The organism is Microbulbifer sp. ABM4_008, from assembly GCF_056311705.1.
Genome location: NZ_CM149970.1, coordinates 2,448,427 through 2,463,246, shown reverse-complemented (window position 1 = coordinate 2,463,246; position 14,820 = coordinate 2,448,427). Strand labels below are relative to the sequence as shown.

The following is a 14,820-nucleotide window of genomic DNA, read 5'->3' as shown; positions in this document are numbered from 1 at the left end:
TTTCTATTCGACAAGGGATCTTTGGAGTTAAAAGATACACTGGGGCCGCCGTGGGAGTATGGTTGGGAGGCTGAAGGTTTTAGCGGTAAAATTTAGGATTGAGCCCTGGCTCCAACCTTGGGGCCACAAAAGAAGTGGGTAGCAGCTAAGTCAATGACATATAGATAAAATTCAAGTTAGCTTGCGGTGGTTTTGGCCAATTTCAATAGTCCAGCTTTCAGAGACACCGGAGGCTTCAGCGAACTGCTCCCAATTTGCTACCGCACTTGCGACCTGATCAATTATCTCCATTGGGCGCTTAATACTGATGGATTCCCCAATAGTTATTAAGTCATCTAAATTGAAGTGATCACGCTTTCCGTTAATACTCATCTGGTGTTGACTTGTCCAAGCTCCGCCCGGATTGTGGGCATAAGTCAGGTCAAAGGCTGGTGAAAGAGACCATTCTCCGGCTGGGTCCATAAGAAATGCAATATTCTTTGTATGATCATCTTGATTCCTGGCCAATACGTTGAAGACCATACGGCGATATTGCTGAACAGCTTCATTTTTAGGCAGATATAGTTCACGCATTATGCTGAATACTTGCTCATAGGAGTGGGCGCCTGCCATGTTGAAATCCAAGTGCGCAATACCACATAGAGACTGCATATGAAGCTTTTGCCCGTTTACCCGATCAAAGCGCCGCGTCATAAAATGCGCTCGGCCATTTTCCTCCAGTAGCCTGCATTCCGCCATATTGATACCCGCTTCGCGAGCCATACGATGATAGGCGTATTCAACCCGCCCATAGCCATCGCTTGCCCCGAGTTCAAGATCTCCCGCGCCGTCAAATTTTAGAAGCCAGTAGTCATAGCCTTTAGGGGCGGGGACCTGACCAGAGCGAATATCCCCCATAGCATTCATGGCAATAATTGCTTTTGCACGGGCGCCTCCCGCACTGGTGCCTACGCGCAATATGTCCAGCAAGGAGCCGGATTTTTCAGTATCACTATGTCCAAATTGCGTGTTGAGATCCGTCTGCCTATTGGTAATTGCGGCAGCTAATTTGACTAATTCTTCAACATTCAGGTCGACAGAGTCTTTGAAGGTGCCGTCCACTGCCGGTTGAAATTCAAGCGCGCCCATGCCACGAGTACCGGTGTAACAGAGTCGCTCAATGGGGTTGAAGCTCTCTGGAGTTCGCCCTTGGCGTGCGAGCCAGGCATCAATCACCGCATTGCCGAACTTGTCAGGCAGGCAATCGGCGAGGAGTCCCGGTAATCCTTTAAATGTTTCCCGACCGAGGCCGCGAAATGTATATGGCTCATTTGAAGCTTCAATAGGCATGGTTATCGGAGCTATATCCAGCCCCCTACGCAAGAACTCTGGTGCATACTCGAACGAACCATAACCACTGTCACCCCAGTGGACAGCACCTACCAACTCGCCCCACAAGTGAACTGTTGCGGCATTTGTCTGGTTTACCATTCCGGCTTGCTCCTTTTCTTATTGTTGTTTAAGGGCAGGGTATCGCGCTGATTCTGTGAGCTGCGGCTGGCTCTCTGCCGCTGTTTGCCTTGAGTAGCAATTTGCATCGGACTTACTGCCGGTTCAGGTAAGAAGTTATCCAATGAATCAAGTTGGCGAAGTACCCTTAGCGCAGCAACAAGGCTATCAAGCCTGCCACGACCAGCCTCCAGCCCTTTAATGGTGGAGGTGGATAGGCCTGCACGCTCAGCCATGTCATCCTGAGTAAGGTTCATTCGTAAGCGGTAGTTTTTGAGACGATTGCCCAGCGACTCAAGTATTTGCTTATCTGATTGACCGTGAAATCCCATAATAGTTGCCTTTCCACCCTTTGATTAGGTTTTGTCGAGCTAAAGGGTGCTTTTTGAGCTATTATAGTCTACAAAGGTTAAAAGTGTTAATAGTTGGAGTTGCAGCTATTAATGCTTAAATTGATCGTTTACAGGTGTCATTCAGGCTATTATTTGTATTAATCCTATTATTTATGGAGGCCGCCTCTACCGGAAGCTCAACTTCTGCTGGCGATAAGAGAAACACCTGTTCTACATAAGATTTGATGCCATAGGCGGGCGACTACTTTCCTCGGGGATGATTAGGCTCCACTGCTGCTATTAGATTTCTTGCCGTTGCCAAATGGGAACAACTAAGAGGTTTCTATGGAGATTTACATTAGCTACTGCCATGAACAGTGGCCGCAAATTAACTAGAAGCAAATTGTTTCCCTATATTGTTCTATGGGTAAACCAACAGTAGCTGACCGTTACAAAATTTATCCCTGTTAACTCCTAGTTAATAGGAAAGCTTATTTATAAGCTTACTTGTAGTTTGTGGGGGAAGTTTGGTTGTGATTAAATTTTTATAAGCCTGAATACCAGTTTTAGTATAGAGAGTCTCAGCTCTTCTAAATCTTATATCTTCTGCTATTTACGTTGTCTTAGATTCTTAGTAAATGGACTATCGTACAAAAAAGATCGGGATAGCTCGTATTGTGACTCCATATTGGACTTTCGAGTGAAAAAAGCCTTTACTAAGCCCCTTGTATAAGCAGGTATTGAGTTAATTGGATTCGCAGCCTAGTTTCACTGGTGCGCATTCATATCGTATTTGAAAGCCACTCTAAGTATTGTAGAAAAGTAGATAATGAAGAAAAAGATTGATGCGGCTATATCAATAGTTTTAGTGATTTGTTCATTCTTGGTCGCAGGCAAGGTTTGGGCAAGAGAAGAAGTTGCTACATCTCCCATACCAGATTGGGTAACAAAGGTAGTAGTTCCTGAAGTAAAAGAGCGGCCGATCGATAAAATCCAGGATGGGGTTCATTATCTTCTTCTGGACTCGCAGATCAAAGCGGGGGATAAGCCAGAATTTGAATACTTCTTTCGAATGGCTGAATACATTATTAACCCAGAGGGGGTTGATGAAAGCTCACAGATAAGTATTGATTATGACCCAGAGTATCAAAAGGTTACATTACATACTCTTAATGTGATCCGCGATGGACAGGTTTTAAATAAACTCAATACTGCGCGAATAGATCATATTCGGCGCGAAGAGGAGATGGATGAGTCAGTCTACCATGGTCAATTAACACTCAATATTTTGTTAGACGATATCAGGGTGGGTGATGTTGTAGAGTATAGCTACACGCGTTCGGGGGTGAATCCTGTTTATCAGGGGATATTTGCATATAGCTCCAGTCTGAATTGGTCTGTCCCACTTGAGAGACTCTATTTGCGTATATTGTGGGAGAAGCAAACACCTCTCTATAGTTCAATTTTAAATAGCGATTTGGAACTCAAACAAAAAGATCTGGGTGGTGCCAGAGAGTATGTCATCGAGGACAATAAACTTGATCCAGTTAAATCTGACGATGGGACTCCTTCCTGGTTTAGTCCTTGGGGCGCTATTTACTTTAGTGAACAGGCAACCTGGGAAGCTGTTGGTGTCTGGGGGTTAGGGTTATATCAAGGAGTTTTTAATGTTGATGCGGAGATAGCTAAATTAGTCGCTGACATCAAGTTAAATCACAAAGATAAGAGTTCCCAAATCTCTGCCGCACTTCGGTTTGTCCAGGAGGAGATACGTTACTTAGGAATAGAGTTGGGGGAAAACTCACACCAGCCCAGACCAGCCAGCACGACTTTGCGGTATAGATATGGAGATTGTAAAGATAAAACTGTACTGTTTTTAACTCTATTGAAAGAACTTGGAGTTGATGGCTACCCGGCTCTAGTGAATACCGAAACAAGACTTAAAGATAGAATCCCCAGCGTACGGTCATTTGACCATGTTATCAGCTATTTTGAATTTGAAGACAAAGAGTATTGGGTAGATCCAACGCGTAGCTATCAGCATGGTGACTTGAGTAGTATTTTTCAGCCAGATTATGGAAAAGCACTAATACTCAGGCCGGGCACTGATGACTTGGTAAATATGGAGCCAGATGTCGCAAAGTATGGAGTATTTGTAAAAGATGAGTTCACAGTACTGGATGACGGCCCTGCAACCTTTACAACCACTACTGTAAATTATGGTAAGGACGCCGAAAGGCAGAGACAGCGTTTAGCTAGCAATGGGCGAGATCAAATCCAGACAGAATATTTGGAGTTCTTTGAGGATTATTATCCCGGGATTGAAGTCGCTGCTCTAATTGAGCTAGAAGATAACCCAGAGCGAAATATATTCACCTCTCATGAGCAATATAAGCTGGAAAATTTTTGGGAAGATAAACCAGATAGAAAGCGCCACGAGGTTGATTTTTATGCAAACATTGTTAGCCCATGGGTATCTGAGCCGGATGATCAGGATAGGCACCATCCGTTGGCGTTATCGTATCCAGAGCATATAGAGCAGGTTATTGAAGTTCACTTCAATGGAGATGATTGGTTTTTTGATAGTGAGTATTTTGAAGAAGACAACAGCTTTTTCTATTTCAAAAATGAAGTTTCCTTTCAGGAAGACAGTAAGACGCTTTCTCTGAAATATATATACCGCAGTAAGGCTGATCATGTTAAGCCGAGTGAATATCAAGCCTACGTAGAGGCTATTAACAAACTCAAGAATCAACTGAGTTACGGTATCTATCAGTCTTATGAAAATACCTCAGGAGATACTGAGAGTGGTTTCTTGTCACAGTTATCGCTCGCCACGTATATCTATATCTATGCCGCCATGTATGTCTTCCTGGTCTTTATGTGGCGCTTTGATAGATGGAAGAATCCTGTAAAGGAAGATACGATTTTTTACCCTGTCTCCCTGGGTAAGCTGACGGCGATGTGGGTTTTTACATTCGGAATTTTTGGTGTTTATTGGTTTTATAGAAACTTCAAATATATCCGGGAGCAGGAACGTAGTGCGATCATGCCGCTCGCTAGAGGTATTTTTAACAAGTTCTGGTACTTCCCCCTTTGGAATAAACTCCGTGAAGATAGTGAAAATCGATATGGTAAATCATATTTGCCAAACAAAGGATTTGCAGTTGTATTGGCCATTACCTTTTTGATCTCACCAGTCTTGGGTAGATATACGGGCTACCCCCTGGTGTTCCAGCTTCTAACCGTGCTAACAGTATTGCCATTGGCAAACTATTTACTGTTTGTGAATGGTGATAAGTCACCAGCGGTAATTGAGGGTTCCAAATGGCGTGCTAGGCATGCTTTGTTAGTGGTGTTGAGCTTGCCGGTGTGTGGGCTGGTGGTCGGTGGAGAGTTTGGTATTTTAGCTAGCGACAAGGTTGTTGAAGGCAGTGAGATATCAGATAGGGACCTCAAGTTTATGCAGAGAAAGGGGATCCTAAAGGCTACTGATGAGATAGCATATTTCTATAGTGACGCGCTTCTATTCGTGAGTGAAGATGGCAATGGTTTTACACAGCGCCATGTATTTTCCTATTGGAAAGATGGGGATATTTTGGAAAAGGAAATGGCATCTTACGAAGATATTGAGGACCTACAAGTAGACTGGTCCAGTTCATTAGGCGATACCACCACAGTAACTGTTGTCAGAAAAGATGGTAGTGATTTTATACTTTATGTTTCCAATCTTGGGGGGAAGGATAAGGTGTTTATATCCTCTCTGAAAGAGCGGTTGAAAGCTGTTCTATAGGTATGGTTGGGGTCTGCTGGAGCTTAAATTTATAAAATAGCTCCAGCTGTCCTACCTTGAATTTTTTAGACTTGGGATAAGGTAAAATTCATAAATACCTCTTGTACTTTTTCAGTCTTCAGGTTTCATACCTAAAGACTGAAAAAGCCTCTGATGTTGTTCAGGTTCCATTTCTTCAAACTTATGGTGCTATGCGAGCGTTGAGGCTTCATCAATCCCTTCGGCTCTAATGATTTCTACCCATTGGCTCTTTGTGACCATTATTCAATAGAGAGTTGTCCGCTTTCTTTCCTACGCACCCAGCTTGCTGCCAGTAAAAATTGCTGATAGATTCTAAATGTGATCACATTTCAGCTGGGCAAAAATGTAAATAAGTTAAAGGGAAGGGATAGTTTATGGTGAGTCCGATTGTAAGGGCCGGGGCGAAGCAGAGTAGTGAGGTCGCAGGACTGGTAACAAAATTGCTGCAAGCTCTTGTCGGTCATAAGCGCAACATCGATCCAGAGGTCATGGCAGTAACGGCTAAGAAGTTACTTTCACAAGATAATGGGTTCCATGCTTTCCTATATTATGCCGATGGAGCTCCAGTGGGCGTTATTACCCTATCAAGGTCTGCTGCTATTTATGCCGGTGGCAACTATGGGGTAATTGAGGAATTGTATGTTGAGCCAGAGTTCCGTTCACAGTTTATTGGTAAGGCTCTTTTGGATGAGGTGATCAGATTTGCGAAGGAAGAGGGCTGGCCACGGTTGGAAGTTAGTACTCCGGAAAGAGAAAACTGGCAACGAACAATTGATTTTTACCTCCGAGAAGGTTTCCTCGAAAATTCGGTCGGGGAGAGGTTGAAGCTGGAATTGTAGCTCTTAACCTGAAAAGGAACAGGTCGCTTTGAAAAAAGAAAGTCGTATAGGCTGAGTTTGATCTGACAGGGTAATTCAAAAAGTAGCGCTGTCTGCCAGATCAAGCTTGGGCCACAGGGCTCAGTGGTGTGTTAAACCAGAGCTGCGACTAGCCTCAAACAAAAACCATGACCGCTTTTCCGCCTGATCAATATACTCTTCCAGCAAGCTTGCTGTAGCAATATCTCTGTGCTCATCACAAAGTTCGTGGACTTTACGCATACTTGCGATCATTTCCCGGTTGTCTTCGCCTAGCTCTAACAGCATATCTTGCGGATCTACATACTCGGCATCATTATCTGAAGAACGCTGTAGCTTAGCGATATGGCCAATGGAGCGAAGCGTAGTGCCTCCTAGTTTGCGTACGCGCTCCGCCAGTGCATCGGTCATCTCGAATACTTCATCGGCTTGATCATCAAAAAGCAAATGGTAGTCCCTGAAGTGGGGGCCGCTAACATGCCAGTGAAAGTTCTTGGTCTTCATATATAGGCTGAAAGTATCTGCCAGCAGGGTATTAACGGCAATAGTAATGCTGGCCCTCGCACTCTCACTTAAATCAGAGGGGGCGGCTAGCCTGGATTGTGTGCCTACCGCTTCTCCAGTTGCTTTTCTCATATTAAACCTCACAAGTTATGACAAAGGGACAGGTGTGGCAGTCGGTGTCTCCATGGCACTAGATTAGACACCTATATGGCGACTAGCCATTCACAAAGGGGAAGATATTTAAGGTCTTCACGAGGGGCTGCGTAACTTGGGGTATTTAAACATTGATAGCGAAGACGCGCTGGAAACAATTGTTTGTCGGCACTGCTTAAACCACCAAAAGTATGCCCTTGCCATTGAAGTTGCTACTGCACTTAAAAAAAGTATCCTCTCTGAATTTGATAGTTCTCGGGGAAGTAAAGAAGCCTATGCCTATAAAGCTATATCCAGGTGCGATCGTTTAATTTCACTGGCGAAAGAACACTTATAAAGGTCAAGATATAGCAGTTATACAACTCGGAGGGATTAGATTTGCTGTTGATTTATCAAACGGTGAATGGTTAGCTCAAGTAAGAGGCTGATAACTAGCGCCGATTAAAGTAGTAGATTTTTTCTTTTCTTTCATACTCGCAAGAGCGCCCATCCCTCATTGAATCAACTTACCAGTCATCAAAAGTCATAGTTAAATAAAATATTTTTGATGTGATATAACATTGCTTTATGTTTGAGGGATAAGGCCGTATTTTTTGTCATAAGTGATCTGTTAATCCTCTTTGGTTGTGTCTCCCGTGAACCATTCCACACTTTTTTGCGGAAAAATATTTATTACCTAAGTTTTTTATAGAGATTTAAAACTTGTCATCGCAGTCCACATGAGTTTCGAGATCTCCATTGAGGACAACAATTTCCAAGTCGTTATACATTTGTACCAAGTTGAAACAATGGTACCAATTTCGCTCAAGCTAACTAAATGATCCTAAATTCAGCAGTTTTTGGGCTTTCCCTTTATAGAATTTATTTAGCCAAAGCGGGGCGGTTTAGGAGTAACCAATATCGAATGATTTTTTGGTATTGGAATAAATATAACTTCGGAGAAACCACAATAATGAAATTATCTTTAAAATTTCTTTTACAAAAGACGGCTTTAGCAAGTGCATTCTCATTGCTATGCACTGCGCCTTTTGGTGCCTATGCGGAAGAAGCGGATAACAAGCTGCTAACTGATCGCATCATCGTTAAGTACAAAGAAAGCGCTAAAGTTGGACGGGCCGCTACTATGGCTCAGGAAACTGTGGAAAAAGCTTCCCGTCGCGCTGGCCATAAAATGCACCATCTGCGCCGCATAGCTACTGGCGCTCAGGTAATGCGCCTGGAAGGTCGAAAAAATAGAGCTGAAGTAAATGCAATTATCGATCGCCTGAGGCAAGACCCGGATGTGGAGTACGCAGAACCAGATCTGATCTTGAAAGCAGTGGCTGTACCTAATGACCCAAGTTACCTCAATCAGTGGCACTACTATGAATCTACAGGTGGCTTGAACCTTCCATCAGCCTGGGATACCACTGCGGGTAACGGGGCTGTGGTCGCGGTACTCGATACTGGTTATCGACCCCATGCAGACCTGGCAGCCAACATTTTGCCGGGCTACGACATGATCGACGATACCTTCGTTTCCGTAGATGGCGATGGTCGCGATAGCGATGCCACCGATCCGGGTGATTGGTATAGCTCTGGTACTTGTGGAGATAGCTCCTCAAGCAACAGTAGCTGGCACGGTACCCATGTTGCCGGCACTATCGCTGGCGTTACCAACAATAATCTTGGTATCGCAGGTGTTGCCTATGAGGCCAAGATTGTTCCTGTCCGTGTGCTCGGCCGTTGTGGTGGCTATACGTCAGATATTGCTGACGGCATCATTTGGGGTGCTGGTGGTTCTGTCAGTGGACTGCCAGCCAATGCGAATCCCGCCGACGTACTCAATCTCAGCCTTGGCGGCAGCGGAAGCTGTGGTACTACTACACAAAATGCCATCGATACTGCTCGCAGTCTCGGTGCGACGGTTGTTGTAGCTGCTGGCAATAGCAATGCTAATGCAAGCCAATTTACTCCTGCCAGTTGTGATGGGGTGATCTCAGTGGCTGCGACTAATCGCAGTGGCGGTCGTGCTTACTACTCTAACTACGGCAATGTAGTAGATGTTGCAGCGCCGGGCGGAGCACAGAGCTTCGCCAATGACTCCGACGGCGTCCTCTCTACCTATAACAATGGTGCTACTGACCCAGGCAGTGATAGTTACTATTACATCCAGGGCACCAGTATGGCGGCGCCTCATGTGGCCGGTGCCGCAGCATTGCTCTACTCTGTAGACCCTACCTTGACCCCAGATGAAGTTGAATCAATCCTCACCAGTACCGCACGGAGCTTCCCGGCTTCTTGCAGCAGCTGTGGCTCAGGTATTGTCGATGCAGCAGCGGCCGTAGCCTCGGCCAATGGTGGCGGCGGTGGTGGCGGTAACGACGGCGGTGAACTTGAAAATGGTGTTGCTGAGACTGGTATCGAGGGTAACAGTGGTGATGAAATTAACTTCACCCTAGAAGTGCCTAACAACGCTACAGACTTGTCTTTTGTAATGTCCGGTGGAAGCGGCGATGCTGACCTCTACGTTCGCCATGGCAGCGCCCCCACAACCAGTACCTATGACTGCCGCCCCTATACTTCAGGCAATAATGAAACTTGTGATATCGATAACGTACAGGGAGGAACCTATCACGTCATGGTACGTGGATATAGCTCCTTCTCTAACGTAAGTCTCGTGGGCAGCTATACCGCAGGTGGTGGCGGCGGTGGCGGTAGTGACAGCTGGGAAGAGACAAATCTTAGTGGTTCCCGCAACGGCTGGCAGCATTTCACTATTGAGGTTGATAGCGGAGCTTCAACGCTGAGCGCCGTAATGTCTGGTGGCAGTGGGGATGCAGATCTCTACGTCCGTTTCGGCCAAGAGCCCACCCGCACAGCCTACGATTGTCGCCCTTACGAGTGGGGTAATGATGAAAGCTGCAGCATCAGCAATCCAGGCGCAGGTACCTGGTATATCAGTATCCGCGGTTACTCTGACTACTCTGGCGTTTCTCTGAGTGCTAGTACTGAGTAAATGGGCTAACTCCCACTCGACAGGTTCCTGTGGGGTGGGTAGATAGCTGTTCTACTCAAATAATGCCAGTCAGTTAAGCTGACTGGCACTTTCATTTAACACGTTGATCTCTGCAGAATCCTTTCCTAGTGATATTGCCGGCAATATCACCAATTCTGTGATGATCATTTCCACTGTTCGATTAAAGTTCGTTTTATCAGAGTGAATTACCTTCAAGCTCCAGCCTTTTCTTTAAAGTTGATAAATTTTCGAACGGTATTTTGCAGCCTTTCTGTGCACAGTGATTGGAAAGCCCTTAGTTATCTCTATATCGGTGCAAAGACAGATAAATAAGTTTGTTTAGGTGGAGGCTGTCACAAGAATAGAAAGAGGCCGACAATCACCTAAGAAGGATACATCGGTTGCCACTACTATCCCTGTGGGCAAAATTGAAACACTGGTACTAATTTTGTCTCGATATCCAGCCATGACTTGCTCAGGCATATATCTTGCGTAAAGCCTAACGTGCCCTGTCACCACAGGGACAGTGGTACTAATGGTTAGGATGTTACACCCCGTCGGCTAAATCATCATGGAGAGATAACAATAATGAAGTCACTGTTGAAAAAATCCACTCTAGCAGGTGTGTTTTCACTTCTATGTACAGGCTCCTTCGCCACCCAAATGGATAACCTAAGTAGTTCCCCAACAACTGACCGGATCATTGTGAAATACAAGCAGGATTCCACGATCGGACGGTCAGCGAGCATGACTCAGGAAACTGTGGAGAAAGCCTCTCGCCGTGCGGGCCACAACTTGCGCCACTTGCGGCGCATGGCGACGGGTGCACAAGTCATGCACCTGGGGAGCCGAAAAAGCCAAGCCGAGATCAACCTGATAATCAACCGCCTAAAACAAGACCCCAATATTGAGTACGCTGAGCCCGACTTGATGATGCACCCTATGGCGGTCCCTAATGACCCCAGCTATTACGACCAGTGGCACTACTTTGAAGCTGATGGTGGACTGAATTTGCCCGCAGCCTGGGATATAACTCAGGGGGAGGGCGTGGTAGTAGCAGTTATTGATACCGGTTATCTCGCTCACACAGACCTCATGGACAACTTGCTGCCTGGTTACGACATGATTTCGGATTCCGATATCGCTGTAGATGGGGATGGCCGTGATAGTGATGCCAGTGATCCCGGGGATTGGTATACCGATAGTTACTGCGGAAACCCACTGTATCCCGAATTTGATAGCAGCTGGCATGGCACTCATGTGGCCGGCACCATTGCTGCCGTCACCAACAACAATATGGGTATCGCTGGGATAGCCCATAAAGCAAAAGTGCTCCCCGTTCGAGTACTCGGCCGCTGCGGCGGTTACACATCTGATATTGCTGATGGCATTGTCTGGAGCGCTGGCGGCTCGGTTAGTGGTGCACCAGCCAATGAAACTCCGGCTCAAGTGTTGAACTTGAGCCTGGGGGGCTTTGGCCTCTGTGGAAGCACAACTCAAAGTGCCATCAATACAGCCCGTAGCCTGGGCGCCACAGTTGTTGTTGCCGCAGGTAACTCTGGGCGGAATGCCTTCTGGTTTTCGCCGGCTAACTGTTCAGGAGTCATTACAGTATCCGCGACCAACCGCTCCGGAGGACTTGCTTACTACTCCAACTACGGCAATGTGGTCGATGTCGCTGCCCCCGGAGGTGAAACTAACTCGGTGGAATCCGATGGCGTTCTCTCTACATTAAACAGCGGCGCGCGAACTCCCGGTAGTGATAGCTTCGCTTACTACGCCGGCACCAGCATGGCCGCTCCACATGTTGCCGGTACAGCCGCACTTATATATTCAGTCAAGCCCGATGTTACACCAGATGAGGTTGAATCCATTCTCACCAGTACAGCCCGAAGTTTTACAGGCTCATGTCGGCGCTGTGGGTCAGGCATTGTTGATGCGGCGGCAGCCGTTGAGGCCGCTATAGAGAATTGAACTGTCGAAAGGCGCTAGCTTAATAAAAGACCGACATTTCGTCGGTCTTTTACACTTTCCCACTAAAGGATCTAGCCAAGTACAGGGGTGAGGTTAATATTCATCCTTGTTCCCATGCGGGAAATGGATCATTCAATGTCGCCCAGTATTCTTTGCCTCGTAGCACTTCGTCCTCGCTTAGCAGGCAGTCATCAAGCGCTTTTGTCATGCTGGTTTGATTCAAACTCTGGCCAATAAATACTAGTTCTTGCCGCATATCACCAAAGGGTTCTACCCATTGTTTTTCAATGGAGCTGCGATAATTTTCGTCTGTGGGCCAGTTTTCTTTGGGTATAGCTTTCCAGAACATCCCAGCGAAACCATAGTGGGCAATGCCTCCCGCTTGACTCCATTCGCCTGCAAACTCAGGGCGGGACGCCAGCCAAAAATACCCTTTGGAACGAATTAACTTGCCGTGCCTCTCAGTATTGTGCAGAAATTGATGAAATTTTTCTGGATGGAAGGGTCTACGTGCTTCGTAGCTGAAACTGCTAATGCCATACTCTTCCGTTTCAGGAATATGTTCACCTCGCATCTCTTTAAGCCAACCAGGTGCTTGCTGCGCGCGCTCGAAGTTAAATAAGCCGGTACTTAGAACCTCGTCAATATCGACTTGCCCTTGAGAGACCGGAACTATTTTTGCCTGCGTATTTAGAGTTCGCAGAATGGCCTCTAGGCGCTCAACATCAGAAGGGCCAGCTAAATCTGTTTTACTGATCAGAATGACATCTGCGAACTCGACCTGGTCGATCAGCAAATCAGTTACACTGCGTTCGTCGTCTTCACCTAATGATTCACCAGCATCCTGTAAAAATACGGCCTCGTCATAGTCCTTTAAAAAATTGACTGCATCGACCACCGTCACCATTGTGTCCAAACTGGCAACATCAGAGAGAGAAACATCATTTTCGTCGGCAAAAGTGAAGGTTTCTGCAACGGGTAAGGGTTCAGAAATCCCTGTTGATTCAATAACGAGATAATCAAACCGTCCTTCCTGCGCAAGCTTAGTGACTTCCTCCAGAAGGTCTTCCCGCAGAGTGCAGCAAATACAGCCATTACTCATTTCAACAAGCTTCTCCTCACTACGGTTAAGAGAAACTTCGCTCTGTACTTTCGTCGAATCAATATTGATTTCACTCATGTCATTGACGATTACAGCAACTTTTTTGCCTTCGCGATTGTTCAGTATGTGGCTAAGTACGGTAGTTTTACCGGCACCTAGAAAACCTGAAAGGACGGTGACTGGGAGTTTGTTTGTATGTGCCATTAGCCTCTCCGCACTCTGAGTATTCATCCATGTGTACTAGGTTAATCAGATGGTGTGCAATGATATATCGTATCTATTGCGGGTCAAGCTATTTCATTTATATGAGGGTAGGGGTAGGGCGGTAGTATTACCGCTCTTCCTTTACCCGCTTACTCCGCCCGCTCTCATGTCGCTCTCGCATATCGGAATCAATGTAGCGATCGGTCGTAGCCATACTTGCATGGCCCGCATCATCACGGACATGCTCGCGGGGGCGGTACTTCACATCTTCAGAAATACCCGTATGGCGGAGCCAGTGCACAGTGGCAGCCTTAAGATCTTCAGCATCTTCCCCTAAGCCTTCTTCAACCATCCGTTGGTGGGCAACATCAAAGCAGTTTTGAACAATCAGGCGAACCTGTCGGGTACTGGTAACTGGTCCCTTGCCACGGGACTTGTGCACCAGAGGTGTCTGCTCGTTAATGCTGGGCAGAGCAGGGAGCTGCAAATAATTTCTGTAGCGCTTCAAGGCCTTCAACATTTGGTCGCAAACAGTGATCGCCCGGCCTTTGTTACCTTTGCCCGTAACGTGAAACCACCAGTTTCCGTCGCGATCTTTCTTGAAATCACCCATAACTGGTGCCGATCTTTCATCCGCAACCAACTCAGAGATTCGCAAATACATAGCGAATAGGGCGTTCATAATGAATAAAGTTCGCTCGTGATCAGTTGGTGATGTCTCGGCCATGATCTCAGCAGTCTCCAGGACATAATCCCACTGCAAGTTGCTGATTCGACGTACAACCTGGCTTTGTTGCTCACGTCGAACAAACTTACTTTTCTGGCGAATCAGTGCCACAGGATTGGCTGGAACCAGGCCTTCTTGATAGAGAAAATCGAAGAAAGACGACAATGCAGTAAAGATGCATTTGATCGCTGCCTGGGATGGCCGGAACTCCTTGGGGGAAGCCGTCTTGCCAGCACGAAACTCAACTTTGGACACACTGACTACGAATGGCCGCCAATCGGCATTCACAACGCGCTCGCCATTTTGTGTTTTGAATCTGGCAACATTCTTAGTTCCGATCCAGGCAATTGGCGGCTCAATGCAAAACTGCACAAACTCCTCAATGTGTTCGCGCTTCAGAGTCATTATTGAGACTTCTTCAATGCGCCACGCCCATTGCAGCAAACGCTCAAGTTCACGGCGGTAGCTGTTAAACGTTGCCTGGCTACCGTTGTAGCTGTAAAGAAACTTAAGCGTGAACTCCAGATCGGTATCAGCACCAGGAATCTGCTTGCTGAGATAACGGCTAGCTGAAAAGCTGGTGCAGCGGAATGGATTCTCAAGATTGTTCAGGTTGTCGATGATTGGTGCTGGTGGCCGGTTGGAAGCAGACATAGAAATATGGAGT

Annotated in this window: 10 protein-coding genes; 5 read left to right on the top strand and 5 right to left on the bottom strand. The window is 46.4% G+C overall.

All coding sequences use genetic code 11. From position 1 onward, the window contains the following. Window positions 1-171: 171 nt before the first annotated feature. Complete coding sequence (locus ACYX4J_RS10695) at window positions 172-1,470, bottom strand: type II toxin-antitoxin system HipA family toxin (RefSeq protein ID WP_476178578.1); 1,299 nt, start codon at window positions 1,468-1,470, stop codon at window positions 172-174. Beyond that, entirely contained in the window at window positions 1,464-1,820 is a 357-nt protein-coding gene (locus ACYX4J_RS10690) for a helix-turn-helix transcriptional regulator (RefSeq protein WP_476178577.1), read from the bottom strand. Before ACYX4J_RS10690 ends, ACYX4J_RS10695 begins: the two co-directional genes overlap by 7 nt. Window positions 1,821-2,649: 829 nt before the next feature. Here ACYX4J_RS10690 and ACYX4J_RS10685 point away from each other — a divergent pair. Together ACYX4J_RS10685 and ACYX4J_RS10680 are read left to right on the top strand one after the other, a co-directional pair. Then, entirely contained in the window at window positions 2,650-5,613 is a 2,964-nt protein-coding gene (locus ACYX4J_RS10685) for a DUF3857 domain-containing transglutaminase family protein (RefSeq protein ID WP_476178576.1), read from the top strand. 395 nt (window positions 5,614-6,008) lie between these two features. Further along, window positions 6,009-6,473 carry a GNAT family N-acetyltransferase gene (locus tag ACYX4J_RS10680; RefSeq protein ID WP_444893932.1) on the top strand — a complete coding sequence of 155 codons (465 nt, stop codon included), beginning with the start codon at window positions 6,009-6,011 and terminating at the stop codon, window positions 6,471-6,473. Window positions 6,474-6,593: 120 nt separating this feature from the next. Here the strand turns inward: ACYX4J_RS10680 and ACYX4J_RS10675 are convergent, their stop codons facing one another. Beyond that, entirely contained in the window at window positions 6,594-7,127 is a 534-nt protein-coding gene (locus ACYX4J_RS10675; RefSeq protein WP_444913109.1) for a Dps family protein, read from the bottom strand. A 136-nt stretch (window positions 7,128-7,263) separates the two neighbouring features. Here ACYX4J_RS10675 and ACYX4J_RS10670 point away from each other — a divergent pair, with 136 nt between their 5' ends. The 3 genes from ACYX4J_RS10670 to ACYX4J_RS10660 all read left to right on the top strand — a co-directional run bounded on the left by ACYX4J_RS10670 (window position 7,264) and on the right by ACYX4J_RS10660 (window position 12,120). Next, window positions 7,264-7,485, top strand: coding sequence for a hypothetical protein (locus ACYX4J_RS10670; RefSeq protein WP_476178575.1), 222 nt, complete (start codon window positions 7,264-7,266; stop codon window positions 7,483-7,485). A gap of 615 nt (window positions 7,486-8,100) precedes the next feature. Continuing rightward, window positions 8,101-10,146 (top strand): S8 family peptidase, encoded by a 2,046-nt coding sequence (locus ACYX4J_RS10665; protein WP_444897382.1) that lies wholly within the window; start codon window positions 8,101-8,103, stop codon window positions 10,144-10,146. Window positions 10,147-10,734: 588 nt separating this feature from the next. Beyond that, the gene (locus ACYX4J_RS10660; protein ID WP_413662043.1) at window positions 10,735-12,120 is read left to right on the top strand and encodes a S8 family peptidase; all 1,386 of its coding nucleotides are present in this window, start codon (window positions 10,735-10,737) and stop codon (window positions 12,118-12,120) included. A 100-nt stretch (window positions 12,121-12,220) separates the two neighbouring features. Here ACYX4J_RS10660 and zigA read toward each other — a convergent pair whose 3' ends face one another. After that, window positions 12,221-13,426, bottom strand: coding sequence for a zinc metallochaperone GTPase ZigA (zigA, locus tag ACYX4J_RS10655; RefSeq protein WP_476178574.1), 1,206 nt, complete (start codon window positions 13,424-13,426; stop codon window positions 12,221-12,223). Window positions 13,427-13,553: 127 nt separating this feature from the next. Further along, on the bottom strand, window positions 13,554-14,807 hold the full coding sequence (locus ACYX4J_RS10650) for a tyrosine-type recombinase/integrase (RefSeq protein WP_476178573.1): 1,254 nt from the start codon (window positions 14,805-14,807) through the stop codon (window positions 13,554-13,556). Between the last annotated feature and the right edge of the window lie 13 nt (window positions 14,808-14,820).

What these genes read in the sequence shown, in the direction of transcription:
- ACYX4J_RS10685 (WP_476178576.1), top strand. Translation starts at nt 2,650, where the DNA reads ATGAAGAAAAAGATTGATGCGGCTATATCAATAGTTTTAGTGATTTGT.
- ACYX4J_RS10665 (WP_444897382.1), top strand. Translation starts at nt 8,101, where the DNA reads ATGAAATTATCTTTAAAATTTCTTTTACAAAAGACGGCTTTAGCAAGT.
- ACYX4J_RS10660 (WP_413662043.1), top strand. Translation starts at nt 10,735, where the DNA reads ATGAAGTCACTGTTGAAAAAATCCACTCTAGCAGGTGTGTTTTCACTT.
- ACYX4J_RS10690 (WP_476178577.1), bottom strand. Translation starts at nt 1,820, where the DNA reads ATGGGATTTCACGGTCAATCAGATAAGCAAATACTTGAGTCGCTGGGC.
- ACYX4J_RS10675 (WP_444913109.1), bottom strand. Translation starts at nt 7,127, where the DNA reads ATGAGAAAAGCAACTGGAGAAGCGGTAGGCACACAATCCAGGCTAGCC.
- ACYX4J_RS10650 (WP_476178573.1), bottom strand. Translation starts at nt 14,807, where the DNA reads ATGTCTGCTTCCAACCGGCCACCAGCACCAATCATCGACAACCTGAAC.
- zigA (WP_476178574.1), bottom strand. Translation starts at nt 13,426, where the DNA reads ATGGCACATACAAACAAACTCCCAGTCACCGTCCTTTCAGGTTTTCTA.
- ACYX4J_RS10680 (WP_444893932.1), top strand. Translation starts at nt 6,009, where the DNA reads ATGGTGAGTCCGATTGTAAGGGCCGGGGCGAAGCAGAGTAGTGAGGTC.
- ACYX4J_RS10695 (WP_476178578.1), bottom strand. Translation starts at nt 1,470, where the DNA reads ATGGTAAACCAGACAAATGCCGCAACAGTTCACTTGTGGGGCGAGTTG.